Origin of the sequence: Pseudooceanicola aestuarii (genome assembly GCF_010614805.1) — a bacterium.
Classification (GTDB): domain Bacteria; phylum Pseudomonadota; class Alphaproteobacteria; order Rhodobacterales; family Rhodobacteraceae; genus Pseudooceanicola; species Pseudooceanicola aestuarii.
The window spans coordinates 1,568,337-1,581,194 of record NZ_JAAFZC010000001.1 but is presented as its reverse complement, the minus strand read 5'-3'; the positions used below and the strand labels follow the sequence as shown (position 1 = coordinate 1,581,194).

13 protein-coding genes are annotated in these 12,858 nt (G+C 67.0%); 10 read left to right on the top strand and 3 right to left on the bottom strand.

Annotated features, from left to right (window positions below; genetic code table 11):
- Positions 1-90 precede the first annotated feature (90 nt).
- Entirely contained in the window at positions 91-645 is a 555-nt protein-coding gene (locus G5A46_RS07470) for a helix-turn-helix domain-containing protein (RefSeq protein ID WP_163848730.1), read from the top strand.
- A 54-nt stretch (positions 646-699) separates the two neighbouring features.
- On the opposite strand, the gene G5A46_RS07465 is transcribed toward G5A46_RS07470, so the two are convergent.
- Both G5A46_RS07465 and G5A46_RS07460 read right to left on the bottom strand, forming a co-directional pair.
- A complete protein-coding gene (locus tag G5A46_RS07465) occupies positions 700-1,401 on the bottom strand; it encodes a TetR/AcrR family transcriptional regulator (protein ID WP_163848728.1) in 702 nt (233 codons plus the stop codon).
- On the bottom strand, positions 1,391-2,221 hold the full coding sequence (locus G5A46_RS07460; RefSeq protein ID WP_163848726.1) for a metallophosphoesterase family protein: 831 nt from the start codon (positions 2,219-2,221) through the stop codon (positions 1,391-1,393). The genes G5A46_RS07465 and G5A46_RS07460 overlap by 11 nt, the downstream gene beginning before the upstream one ends.
- A gap of 183 nt (positions 2,222-2,404) precedes the next feature.
- Here G5A46_RS07460 and G5A46_RS07455 point away from each other — a divergent pair, with 183 nt between their 5' ends.
- The 7 genes from G5A46_RS07455 to G5A46_RS07425 all read left to right on the top strand — a co-directional run bounded on the left by G5A46_RS07455 (position 2,405) and on the right by G5A46_RS07425 (position 9,064).
- Positions 2,405-3,679 carry an ABC transporter substrate-binding protein gene (locus G5A46_RS07455; protein ID WP_163848724.1) on the top strand — a complete coding sequence of 425 codons (1,275 nt, stop codon included), beginning with the start codon at positions 2,405-2,407 and terminating at the stop codon, positions 3,677-3,679.
- Positions 3,680-3,696: 17 nt separating this feature from the next.
- On the top strand, positions 3,697-4,683 hold the full coding sequence (locus G5A46_RS07450; protein ID WP_163848722.1) for a carbohydrate ABC transporter permease: 987 nt from the start codon (positions 3,697-3,699) through the stop codon (positions 4,681-4,683).
- 9 nt (positions 4,684-4,692) lie between these two features.
- Entirely contained in the window at positions 4,693-5,511 is an 819-nt protein-coding gene (locus G5A46_RS07445; RefSeq protein WP_163848721.1) for a carbohydrate ABC transporter permease, read from the top strand.
- 3 nt (positions 5,512-5,514) lie between these two features.
- Positions 5,515-6,618 carry an ABC transporter ATP-binding protein gene (locus G5A46_RS07440; RefSeq protein WP_163848719.1) on the top strand — a complete coding sequence of 368 codons (1,104 nt, stop codon included), beginning with the start codon at positions 5,515-5,517 and terminating at the stop codon, positions 6,616-6,618.
- A 261-nt stretch (positions 6,619-6,879) separates the two neighbouring features.
- Complete coding sequence (locus tag G5A46_RS07435) at positions 6,880-7,650, top strand: amino acid ABC transporter substrate-binding protein (RefSeq protein ID WP_163848717.1); 771 nt, start codon at positions 6,880-6,882, stop codon at positions 7,648-7,650.
- 8 nt (positions 7,651-7,658) lie between these two features.
- Positions 7,659-8,333, top strand: coding sequence for an amino acid ABC transporter permease (locus G5A46_RS07430; RefSeq protein WP_163848715.1), 675 nt, complete (start codon positions 7,659-7,661; stop codon positions 8,331-8,333).
- A complete protein-coding gene (locus tag G5A46_RS07425) occupies positions 8,330-9,064 on the top strand; it encodes an amino acid ABC transporter ATP-binding protein (protein WP_163848714.1) in 735 nt (244 codons plus the stop codon). Before G5A46_RS07430 ends, G5A46_RS07425 begins: the two co-directional genes overlap by 4 nt.
- A 137-nt stretch (positions 9,065-9,201) precedes the next feature.
- Here G5A46_RS07425 and G5A46_RS07420 read toward each other — a convergent pair whose 3' ends face one another.
- Complete coding sequence (locus G5A46_RS07420) at positions 9,202-10,188, bottom strand: NAD-dependent epimerase/dehydratase family protein (RefSeq protein ID WP_163848712.1); 987 nt, start codon at positions 10,186-10,188, stop codon at positions 9,202-9,204.
- Positions 10,189-10,287: 99 nt separating this feature from the next.
- On the opposite strand from G5A46_RS07420, the gene G5A46_RS07415 reads away from it, so the two are divergent.
- A complete protein-coding gene (locus tag G5A46_RS07415) occupies positions 10,288-11,190 on the top strand; it encodes a LysR family transcriptional regulator (RefSeq protein WP_163848710.1) in 903 nt (300 codons plus the stop codon).
- A gap of 98 nt (positions 11,191-11,288) precedes the next feature.
- The gene (locus tag G5A46_RS07410) at positions 11,289-12,794 is read left to right on the top strand and encodes an FGGY-family carbohydrate kinase (RefSeq protein WP_163848708.1); all 1,506 of its coding nucleotides are present in this window, start codon (positions 11,289-11,291) and stop codon (positions 12,792-12,794) included.
- Positions 12,795-12,858 lie beyond the last annotated feature (64 nt).

The window sequence follows — 12,858 nt, the reverse complement described above, 5'->3', positions numbered from 1 at the left end:
GGTCATGGCGCGGCAGCCGGGCGCCGTTTGCCAGCCGCCCCCGGCGCGCTAGCTTCAATGGCCATACCAATGCTCGGATGGCCCGACCCGATGAACACGCAGATTGGACCGGATATTCGCGCCTTGCGCAAAGCGCGCAAACTGACCCTCGTCCTGGCCTCCGGGAAATTGGGGCGTTCTCCGGCATGGCTCAGCCTGATCGAACGCGGCGTGACCACCCCCTCGATCGACGACCTGGCCCGGATCGCGGACCTCTACGGGATCAAGCTGTCGTATTTCTTCCGCTCCGCCACCCGGTCCCCGGCAGAGCAGGGGCAGGTCCTGCGCGCGGCCGACCGGATACCCATCGGATCGGCGGAAACCGGGCTGGTGGAGGAATTGCTGTCGCCGCGCCTTGATGGCCGGTTCGAGATCATCAAATCCACCTTTGCCCCCGGGGCCGAAAGCGCGGGCCAAAAGGGCGGCGGCGAACGCGAAGATGGGGGGCTGATCCTTTCGGGGCGGTTGCAGCTGACCCTGGAGGAGACGCATTTTGACCTGTCGGCCGGGGACAGCTTCCAATTCCAGGGCGCGCGCTACGCCTGGCGCAACCCGGGGCCGGAACCGGCGGTGGTGATCTGGGTCATCGCCCCCGTGGTCTATTGACCCGCCGTCCGGGCCCCGACGGGCCGTCAGGCGCGGACCGGTACGCCCCCGGCCTCAGGCGGCGTCGGGGAACCGGGTGGGATCGGCGGCAATGGCGGACCAGCACATGCGCAGGATGTCGTCCTTTTTCTCCGCCGTCAGCGGGCGGGACGAGGCCCGGTGCCATTTCAGCGCGTTCCGAATGCCGCCCCCGGCGAACCCTGCCATGGAGCGCGGGTCCAGCGGCTTGAGGATGCCCTGGGCCTGGGCCTCCGTGAACAGGGCATTGTTGTAGGTGCGCAGCGGGCGAAAGACCTCGGCGATTTCGGGGGTGGCGATCAGAGGCACGTTGGACAGGTATTCGAACAACACCGCCCGATCCGCATCGGCCCAGAAGAAATCGACGTAATTGCGCAAGTAGCGCAGCACCCGCGCGCCCGCATCGCCGGCGTTGCCCGAATCAGGCGCGGCGGGAATGTCGGGCCTGTCGGTGGGCGCTGCGGTCAGGGCGCAGATGATCTGGTCGGCGAGCTGCTGGTAGACGCCCAGGATCAGATCCTGTTTCGACGGGAAGTAATTGTAGATCGACCCGACAGCCACGCCCGAGTCCCGCGCAATGCGCGAGACCGGGAATTCCAGCCCGTTGGTCACGATCAACCCGGCGGCGGCGGACAGGATGCGCGCCCTCTTGTCCCGCGCGGCGGGGGCCGCCGGAGGCGCATCGGCCCTGTCGATCACCAGCCCCGCGCCCCGCGCCTCCGCCGGTTCAGACCGCATAGACCGACCTCAGCACCGCGACGTCGGGATGGGTCATGGCGGCGGGAAACTGCATCTGCACGTCGACGCCCATCGGGGAAAACCGGTATTCGGTCAACCCGCAGCGCTTGTCCCCCACGCGGGGTTGCATCTCGTCGGGCATGGTAAAGGCCGTGGCGGGGCACCAGATGTGGCGCGTGTCGCCGACGCGGTGATCGCGGGCCTGATGGACATGACCACAGGCGAACAGGCGCACATCCGCCCCGGCCATCGCCTGTGCCAGCGGTCCGCGATCGGCCAACGGGACATAGCGGTAGGGCACGTCCACCGGCTCCTCCAGCGCGTCGCGCAGCAGCGGCTTGTGACAGAAAATCGCCACCGGGCGGCCGTCGCTGTCGGCCAGCGTGTCGGCCAGCCAGTCCTGCTGTACCGTCGCCCGCGCCAGCCCCGAGCTGAACAGCTGCGCGTTCAGCCCGATCAGCCGCCAGCCGCCCATGTCCAGATGCCAATGCCCCGGCCCGAACAGCGCCTCGTAGGTGTCGACCAGCGGATCGCTCACCCGTTTTTCGGGAACGTAGCCATGGTCGGAAGGGTTGTCGCCAACGTCGTGATTGCCGGGGATGCAGCGGTATGGGGTCCCCAGGGCCTCCATCGCTTCGCGGCCATGGACCAGATCGTCGGCGCGGGCCGTCGCCTCTACCGCGATATCGCCGGTATGGACCACCAGATCGGGCTTGGCTGTGGCGATGTGGTCGGCGGCGATGGCGAAATTGGGGACAAAGTCCGGGCGCTCCCGCGACAGGTGGGTGTCGCTGATCTGGATCAGGCTGAAAGTGTCCACGATATACCTCCCGGACAGTTGGCACTTGTTCTGCTTCGGCGGTAATCACATGATTTCATGACATTTTTGCGACGGAATGAATATTCGTTCAGTCTTCATCAAAGCGTTACGGACCCGTTGGAAAACCGTGATCAAGTGGTGGTCGAACTGCGGCTGCCTTCTGCATCCAACCGGAGACACCAGATGCTTTTCCAATCCCTGAAGTCCGCCACGTTGACCGCCGGCCTTGCCGTCGCCTCCAGCTTGGGCGCCACGACATTCGCCGCCGCCGAGACCGAAATCACGTTCTACCACTACCAGTCGGGCGGCAATTACGAGGCGCTGCGCACCATTCTCGACGATTTCGAAGCCGCCAATGACGGCATCACCGTCAAGGACATCTTTGCCCAGTCACAACAGATCACCGCCGAGGTCCAGGCCGCGCTGGCCGCCGGGCGTCCGGTGGACGTGGCCACGGTGATCGGCAAGAACATCGTCTACTTCCTGAACAACACCAACGCGGTCGACATGGTCGCGGCCTCCGACGGCGACACCGCCTGGCTGGACGGCTACCTGCCGAACTTCCTGGATCTGGGCCGCGACGGCGAGGCGATCTACGCCATCCCCCATGCCTATGGCACGCCGATGATGTACTACAACAAGGACATCTTTGCCGAGGCCGGGCTGGACCCCGAGATGCCCCCCGCCACCTGGGCCGAATTCCTGGAAGCCGGCAAGACCATCACCGAGAAGACGGGCAAGCCGGGCGGCGCGCATCTTCATGCCTCCATGGGCGATTACGGCACCATGGTCATGGTCACCAACGCCGGCGCCACCTACCTGAACGCCGACGGAACCGAAGCCCAGTTCGACAGCCCCGAAGGCATCGCCGCCCTGCAGAACTGGCAGGACATGGCCGTCAACGGCATGATGCCCATCGCAACCGACCGCAGCTGGAGCGGTGCGTTCATGGGTGGCCAGATGGGGATGTACATCACCTCCTCCGCTGCGCTGCGGGCCGCCGTCGCTGCATCGGAAGACAAGTTCGAACTGGGTGTGGCCAACTACCCTCTGTTCGGCGACAGCCCGCGCCGGGTGAACAATTCCGGCGCCGCGCTGATGCTGTATTCCCAGGACGCCGACAAACAGGCGGCTTCCATGGCCTTGCTGCGCTTCATCTCGCAGAAGGAGATCGCAAACCGGTGGTCCCGCGCCTCGGGCTACATGCCCGTCATCCAGGACCCGCTGGCCGATCCCGCGATGCAGGAATATGTCGAAGGCTTCCCCTTTGTCGTGCCGGTGATCGACCAGATGTCCCAGACCGTGCCGACGAATGTCTGGCCGGCCAAGGGCACGCTGGAAGCGCAGACCGAGATCCGCGCCATGCTGGACGAGCTTTGGGCCGCCAAGCGTCCCGCCGCCGAAATCGTTCCCGAGGCCGTGGCCCGCGTGAACGCCGCATTGGCCGCGAACAAGTGACCCTGCAGCGGTCCGACATGACCGCCGCCGCCGGCGCGACCCCCATCGGGGCCGCGCCGGTGCGCCGCGCGCCCGCATCGCCCACACCGCGCCCCCATGCCCCCGCTGGCCGCAGGCGCCGGCGGGCGGTGGGGGCCGCGGCGGTTCCCTGGCTCTACCTGGCGCCGACGCTGGTGCTGTTGGGCCTGTTCACCTACTGGCCGCTGTTGCAGACCGCCTATTTGTCGATGGTGGACTGGAACCTGAACCCCGGACAGCAGCCCGAATTCGTCGGGCTGGAGAATTACGGCCGCGTGACGGGTTCGACCCTGTTTCAGGCGGCGCTGACAAATACCTTCATCTACATCCTCGCCTCCATCCCGCTGAAGGTGCTGCTGCCGATCCCGGTCGCCGTCTTCCTGTGGGGGATGGGCACGCGCGGACATATGTATCGGGCGGTGCTGTTCCTGCCGACGCTGATCAGCTTTGTCGTGGTGGGTATTGCCTTCCTGTGGATCCTCAACCCGATCTTCGGCTACGCCAAGGTGATCTTTGCCGAGATGGGAATGCGCTTTCCCAACTACCTGGCCGATCCCGACGCCGCGATCTGGGTGATCATCGGCATCTCCACCTGGAAGGTGCTGGGCTTCAACGTGCTGATCTACCTGGCCGGGCTGGCCAGCATCAACCGCGAATATATCGAGGCGATGCGCATGGACGGCGCGGGGGACATCACGATCTTTCGCCGGCTGATCTGGCCTCTGCTGACGCCGACGCTGACCTTTGTCGCGATCTCCACCGTGATCTTCACCATGCAGCAGGTGTTCACACCCATCGACCTGATGACCGAGGGCGGGCCCTCCAATTCCACGACCAACCTGTTCTACATGATCTACCAGTACAGTTTCGTCACCTTCGACGTGGGCGGCGGCGCGGCGGGGACGATGATCCTGTTCGCCTTCCTGATGGTCATGGCCTTCCTTCAGTTCCGTGTGCTCGACCGGCGCGCGCAATATCAGCAATAGGAGCCCGTGATGCAGCTGTCCCGACCCGTGCGCGTGACCGGACATATCGTCCTGCTGGCGATCTGCCTCTCCATCCTGTTCCCGATGCTGATCGTCGTCACCACCGCGTTCAAGCCGATGAACGAGATCTACGCCGGCGCCCTGATGCCACAGGCCCCGACCTGGGAGAATTTCGCCCGCCTGTTCGATAAGACGGCTTTTGGCTGGTACATCTGGAATTCCACCGGCACCACGGTCCTGCGGGTGCTGGGGCAGCTGGTGCTGGGGGTGCTGGCCGCCTATGCCTTTGCGCGGTTCCGGTTTCCGGGCCGCGAGATCCTGTTCGGCCTGGTACTGGGCGCGATGATGATCCCGCAGGTGCTGACCATGCTGCCGATCTACATCATGATGGCGCAGCTGGGCTGGTTCGACACCTGGTGGGCGCTGATCGTGCCCAACCTGGCGACGCCCATCGCCATCTTCCTGTTGCGCCAGCACATGATGTCCTTCCCGGACGAGCTGATCGACGCGGCACAGATGGACGGCGCCGGGCATTGGACGACCCTGTGGCGGGTGATCGTGCCGAACCTGGGTCCGGCGCTGGCCGCGCTGACCATCATCATCTTCATCGACAGCTGGAACGAATATTTCTGGCCCCTGCTCGTCACCGAAAGCACCCAGTCGCGCACCATCCAGATCGGCCTGCGCGAATTCCTTCAGGAGGACATGGACGATTACGGCGCGCTGATGGCCGGGATCATCGTGGCCAGCCTGCCAGCCATCGCCGTCTTCGCGTTCTTTCAACGACAGGTGATGGACACCTTCGTTTCCTCTGGCCTGAAAGGATAGCCCATGGCTTCCATCACTTTTGAACATGTGGGCAAACAGTTCGACACCGCCCGCGCCGTGGATGATTTCGACCTGCGGATCGAGGATGGCGAATTCGTCGTGCTGGTCGGGCCTTCGGGCTGCGGCAAGACAACCAGCCTGCGCATGCTGGCCGGGCTGGAACAGCCGACGGAGGGGCGCATTCACCTGGGCGGGCGCGACATCACCGACCTTCCGTCCAAGGCCCGGTCGCTGGCGATGGTATTTCAGTCCTACGCGCTCTATCCGCATATGAGCGTGGCCGAGAACATCTCCTTTGCGCTGTCGTTGAAACGGCTCCCACGGGCGGAGATCGCGGAGCGGGTGCAGCGCGCCGCCGCCATGCTGGGCATCGACCACCTGCTGGAGCGCAAGCCCCGCGCCCTGTCCGGCGGGCAACGCCAGCGCGTCGCCGTGGCGCGCGCGATCATCCGCGATCCGCAGGCATTCCTGTTTGACGAACCCCTCAGCAACCTGGATGCAAAGCTGCGCCATTCCGCGCGGGTGGAGATCCGCAAGCTTCAGCAGGATCTGGGAACCACCACCGTCTACGTCACCCACGACCAGGTGGAGGCGATGACCATGGCCGATCGCATCGTGGTGATGGAGGGCGGGCGCATCCGCCAGCAGGGCGCCCCCATGGAGCTTTACCGCAACCCCAATTCGCGCTTCGTCGCCTCCTTCCTCGGCTCTCCGCCGACGAATTTCATCGACGGGCATTGCGTGCATGACGCCGGCACCGCGCGCTTTGTCGGCGGGGCACTCTCCGTTCCACTCAACGCCCGCGTCCCGGCGGGGCAGGTCACGCTCGGCCTGCGCCCGGAGAGCCTGCGCCTGTCGCAGGACGCAGCGGGCACGATCCGGCTGGCCGGGGGCGTGCGCTTCGTCGAAGCGCTGGGCGCCGAGACGCTGGTGGACCTGGACTCGCAGGGTGCGCAGGACGGATCAGCCGGACACACGATCACCGCCCGCCTGCCCGGCCAGCACGCCCTGGCCCCCGGCACCCGGCTGGATATGGGCATCGCCCCCGCCGACCTGATGCTGTTCGATGCGCAGGGCGACGCGATTCCCGCGGCCTTTGCCCCCTGATGCGCCCGTGCGGGCCCGGTTTCGGGCCTGCGCTCCGCGCATATCCGCCTTGCCCCCCGCCCGCACGGGGTGGCAGGGCGGAACAGTTTTTCCCCTGCGCCGTTCACTCCGGAACAGGTGTCCCCGCCGGACGCCGCCACACGGACCAACCCCCCGGCCGAGCGCCCCCTGCACGGCGGGTTGTTCTCCATTTTCCGGGTGCATTGAACCGCGTCGGATTCGGGGACATGTCAGGCGTCAAACGCATCAGGAGTGATTGCCATGATCAAGACCATCGCCGCCGCCGCCGCACTTGGCGCCACCTTCGCCGTCAGCCTGGGCGGCTCCGCCACGGCCCAGGATACCGACACCCTGCGCGTGGGCATGTCCGGGGGCTACTTCCCCTTTACCTTCGTCCGCCAGGATGTGCTGCAAGGGTTCGAAGTGGACGTCATGGATGCCGTGGGTGAAGAGGCCGGTTTGACCATCCAATATGAAACGATGTCCTTCTCCGGCCTTGTCGGGTCTCTCGAAGCGGGGCGCATCGACACCATCGCCAACCAGATCACCATCACACCCGAGCGGGAGGCCAAATTCGCATTCTCCCAACCCTATGTGATCGACGGCGCGCAGGTCGTGGTGAAGAAGGGCAACGACAGCATCACCGGCGTCGATGACCTGCGCGGCAAGACCGTGGCGGTGAACCTCGGCTCCAACTTCGAGACGCTGCTGAACGATCTGCCCTTCGCCGATGAGGTCACTGTGAAGACCTACGAATCCAACATCGCCCAGGATACCGCCCTGGGACGTGTCGATGCCTTCGTGATGGACCGCGTGTCCTCCGCCCAGTTGATCCAGGAAAGCCCCCTGCCGCTGCAACTTGCGGGCAAACCGTTTTCGGAAATCCGCAACGCCCTGCCCTTCCGCGACGATGCCGAAGGCCGGGCTCTGCGCGACCGCGTGGACGCGGCGCTGACCACCCTGCGCGAAGACGGCACCCTGGCCGAAATCTCGCAGAAATGGTTCGACAGCGACATCACGACGGCGGAGTGACCTGACAGATGCGGGCGCTTGACCTCGACTACATGCTGGGGCTGGTGCCCGTTCTGCTGGGTTATCTGCCACTGACCCTTCTGATGGCCGCCGCCGGGATGGTGGCGGCCCTTGTCCTTGCCTCGTTGCTGGCAGTGGAACGGGTGATAAAGGTGCCCGTTCTGGACCCGCTGGTGGTGCTGTTCATCAGCTTCTTCCGGGGCACGCCGTTGCTGGTGCAGCTGTTCCTGTTCTACTATGGGCTGCCACAGGTCTTGCCCTTCCTGGCCGGGATCAACGGGGTGACCGCCGCAATCATGGGTCTGACGTTGCATTTCGCCGCCTACATGGCCGAAAGCATACGCGCCGCCATTGCCGGCGTGGACCGCAGCCAGTGGGAGGCCGCCCAGTCCATCGGAATGACCCAGGGCCAGATGATGCTGCGGATCATTCTGCCGCAGGCCACGCGCATCGCCGCGCCGACACTGGTCAATTACTTCATCGACATGATCAAGGGCACCTCCCTCGCCTTCACCCTTGGCGTGACGGAAATGATGGGCGCCGCCCAGAAAGAGGCGGCGGGCAGCTTCCTGTTCTTCGAGGCCTATCTGGTCGTCGCGGTCATCTACTGGGTGATCGTGGAGGTTCTGAATCAGGCGCAGCAGCGGCTGGAAATCCATCTGAACAAGGCATTCGCACGATGATCGACATCCAGGCCCTGACCAAGCGTTTCGACGGCGCGCCGGTGCTGAACGGCATCGACCTGTCCATCGCCGAAGGGGAGCGGGTGGTGATCATCGGCCCCTCGGGCACCGGGAAATCGACGCTGCTGCGCAGCCTGAATTTCCTGGATCGTCCGCAGGAAGGGCGGATCACCATCGGCGATCTGACCGTGGATGCCGCCCGCGCCAGCCGCGCCGATATCCTGGCGCTGCGGCGACGCACCGCCTTCGTGTTCCAGAACTACGCGCTGTTCGCCAACAAGACCGCGCAGGAAAACATCATGGAGGCGCTGGTCACCGTCCAAGGCCAATCCCGCGATCAGGCCGCCGCCCGCGCGCGCGAGATCCTGACCGAAACCGGCCTGGCGGAAAAGGCGAACAGCTACCCCGCGGCGCTGTCCGGTGGACAGCAACAGCGCGTCGGCATTGGCCGCGCCATGGCGCTGGAGGCCGATCTGATGCTGTTCGACGAGCCGACATCGGCGCTGGACCCCGAATGGGTGGGGGAGGTGCTGGACCTCATGCGCCGCGTGGCGGAGAAGCGCCAGACCATGCTGATCGTCACCCACGAGATGCAATTCGCCCGCGAGATCGCGGATCGCATCGTCTTCATGGATGGTGGCCGCATTGTCGAAGAAGGCCCCCCCTCCCAGATCTTCGACGCCCCCCGCGATCCCCGCCTGCAACGGTTCCTGAAACGCGTCGGCGGGTAGGCCGGGCAGCCCGTCTCCCCGGCTTCGGACATCGCGACCTCCCGACCTCCCGGTGAGGCGCAGGCCGGGGCGCACCCTCCGGCAGCCCTCCATCAGGCCCCGCCAACCTTCAGGCAACCCGCCTCCAAGCACCCTCCTCAAGAACTGGCGGGGCGTAGCGCTGGAGCAGCATCCAGGCAGCCGAAATCCTGCAACGTGGCGCGCACCGCCTCTGTCAGCGGTGTCGCGGGTTCCGGGCCGATCAGCCGCTCCAGCCGGCTGTTGTCCAGCTCCACGGGATGGGACCAATAGGGCGTGATCTCGGCCGCCTCGCGCAGGAACCCGCCCAGCGGCGCCAGCAGGCGCAGTGCCCACCAGGGAAACCGGCGCACCGGCAAGCGATGCCCACAGGCCTGTTGCAGCGCGTCGATCATCGCGGTGCCTTCGGCGTCGTAGAGGCCCCGGAACTGCACCCGCTCGAACGGGGCCAGCGCCTCTGGCGTTTCCAGCAACAGGGCAAAGGCGCGCGCCAGGTCGGGCAGGTAAGCCCAGCTGTGCCCGGCGCTGCGGGCCGGGTTCACGATCCGCCGCAGTGGCTGGCCCGGCTTCACCATCGCCTGCGCAAACCAGCTGGAACGCGTGGCCCCCGGTCCAAAGAAATCCCCCGACCGCAGGATCAGTGCCGGCACCTCGGGCGCAGCGTCTTGCAGCCGCTGTTCCATTTGCACGCGGATCCTGCCCTTGCGGCTGCGCGGCGCCTGCGGAGAGGTCGCCCCCAGCACCGGCGTTTTCGCCGGGTCGAAATTGTAGATCGTTCCGGGCAGCACCACCCGCGCCCCGCCGACCGCACGGGCCGCCGCGATCGTGTTGTCGATCATCGGCAGCACCAGTTGCGCCCAGTTGCGATAATTGGCCGGGTTCACGGCGTGCACGATCACGTCCACCCCATCGGCGGCGCGGATCACGTCGTCGCGGCGCATCGCGTCGCCAGTGACCCAGTCGATCCCGCCCGGCGCACCCACCCGGTCAGAGCCGGCGCGCGCCATGCCCCGCACGTGCCATCCCGCTTGCAGCATCGCCCCGGCAATCGCCCCGCCGATCCCGCCGGTCGCCCCCAAAACAAGCATCCTTTTCCCGTATTCCATCGCCCCGATCCTTTCCTGAGCTGTTGACATCCCCAGGATCGCAGGCCACCCCATAGAAAGGGAATTCCAAGAAAACCGTCATCGGATAGAAAGAATTTTATGATCCTGCCGATCTCCTGGGAGGATCAGCGCGTCTTCCTTGCCGTGCTGGAAACTGGCAGCCTGTCGGCGGCGGCACGGCAGCTGGGTCTGTCGCATCCCACGGTGCGCGCCCGGATCGACACGCTGGAACGACGGTTGGAGTTGGTGCTGTTCACCCGCTCTGCCAGTGGGCTGACCCCCACCCCCGCCGGAGAGGCGCTGCGTGCCCCGGCCCGCGCCATGGCCCATGCTTCGGACCTGTTCGTGCGGCAGGCCTCGGATCGGGGCGCGGCGGCGGGCGTTGTCCGGCTGAGTGTCCCTGATCTCATGGGCGTGGAGGTCGTGCCCGCCCTCCTGCGCCCCCTGCGCGACAGCCATCCCGCCCTGCGCATCGAACTGGCGCTGAGCAACCTGCCCGCCGACGTTTTGACGCAGGAAGTCGATATCGCCGTGCGCACCGTCACGCCGACGCAGGCGGCATTGGTGGCGCAAAAGGCCGGGACCGTGCCGCTGGGCCTGTTTGCCGCGCGGGGCTACATCGATCGACACGGGCGGCCCGATGCCATCGCCGATCTGGCGCGGCACGACATGATCGGCCCTGACCGCAGCCGCGCGGATCTGAACATCGCGCAGACGCTGATCGCACGCATCGGGTCCGACACTTTTGTCCTGCGCACCGACAGCCACCCCGCCCAGCTGGCCGCCGCCCGCGCCGGGCTGGGCATTGCGGTGACGCAGGTGCCGGTGGGGCGCGCCGATCCGGGTCTGGTGCATGTCCTGCCCGATGTCGTGGTGGCGCGGCTGGGGGTCTGGATCGTCACCCACGAGAACCTGGCCCGCGTGCCCCGCGTGCGGGCGGTGTTCGACGCGCTGGTTGCCGGGTATCGCGCCATGTCGCGCCGCGCAGGCGGGCCGGAATGAGGCGAGGCGCCGCCGCGGCTTGACGCCCGCCCTGCTGCCGGGTCATTGATCGCCCCCGTCCCCGCCTGATGGCGGGCAGCAATCGGAAAGGAGCGGCCATGACCTGTGTTCTGGGCCTCGATGCCGGGTCTTCGGTGGTCAAGGCCGCGTGCTTTGACCTTGACGGGCGAATGCTGTCGGTGGCCACGCGGCGCACGCCGCTGTCGCGCCCCGGCAATGGCCGGGTGGAGGCCGATGGCAACGCCTGTTGGGCCGCCACCTGCGCCGTGCTGCGCGAGGCGATGGAAGCCAGCGGCCGCCCTCCTGAAGACCTGATCGGATTGGGGTTGAGCGCCGCAATGGTCGGCCTGTGGCTGGTCGATGACGCGGGCCTGCCCCTGCGCCCCGGCATCAACTGGGAGGACAGCCGCAGCCAGCCCCTGCTGGATCGGATGATCTCCGCCCGGCCCGGCTTGATGGCGGAAATTTTCGCCTCCTCCGGGTCGGTGATGCAGCAGGGCTGTACCCTGCCTCTGCTGGCCACGCTGGCGGAGGAAGAGCCCGATCTGGTCGCCGGCGCCCATGCCGCGATCTCCTACAAGGACATGTTGCGCGCCCGGCTGACCGGCACCATCGGCATCGACCGGACCGAGGCCGCCGTCGCCCCCGGCTGCGCGCGCAGCCAATCGGGAAGCGCCGCAATGCGCGACCTGTTCGGGCTGGGCGGGCTGGCCCATCTGTTCCCCGCCCCGCAGGACAGCTCCGCCTGTGCCGGGCGGATCACTGCCGCCGCCGCCGCGCAAACCGGCCTGCCGCAGGGGGTGCCGGTGGCGGTGGGCGCGGGCGACGTGCCCGCCACGGTGATCGGCGCAGGCGGGTTGGCACCCGGCGCGGCGACGGCGGTTCTGGGCACCACCTGCATGGTGGGCCGGATCAGCGACGTGCCGGTGTTCGACCCGCCGGACCTGGGGCTGCTGTTCTCCCTTCCCGGTGGGTTGTGGTATCGCGCGATGGTCAACGTGGCCGGCACGCTGAACCTGGATTGGGCGATGTCCCTGTTGGCGCCGGACCTGTTGGCGGCGCCCGACGGCTACGACCAGCTGAACGCGCTGGTGGCGGAGGTGCCGGTGGGCGCCGGTGGCGCGACCTACCTGCCCTATCTCAGCGAAAGCGGGATCATCGCGCCCGTCGCCGATGCCGCAGCGCGGGCGCAATTCGCCGGGCTCTCCCCCGCCCATGGCCGCGCCGATCTGCTGCGCGCGGTGTTCGAGGGCGTGACCTTTGCCATCGCCGATCTGGTGGAGTTGTTGCAACTGCCGGCAGACCAGCCGCTGACCCTGACCGGTGGCGGCAGCCGCAGTGCGCTGTGGTGCGATATGATCGCCGAGGCGACGGGCCGCTGCGTGATCGTGCCGGAGGGCACCGAATTCGGCGCGCGCGGGGCGGCGATGCTGGCCGCCGTGATGGCCGGTGCGCATCCCGATATCGTCACCGCCAGTACCGCGCTGACCGGGCTGGGCCAGCGCCGTCATCCGCCTCGGGGGCGCGACGCTGCGCTGTGGACCGCCGCCCGTGCCAGATATGCCGACCACCGCGACAGGCTGCTGGGAACCAACGGCCCCTGACCAACCGACCGGGGCGGCCCGCCGGAGCGGCGCGCCTCACGGCTCATTCCTTGATCCAACTCTG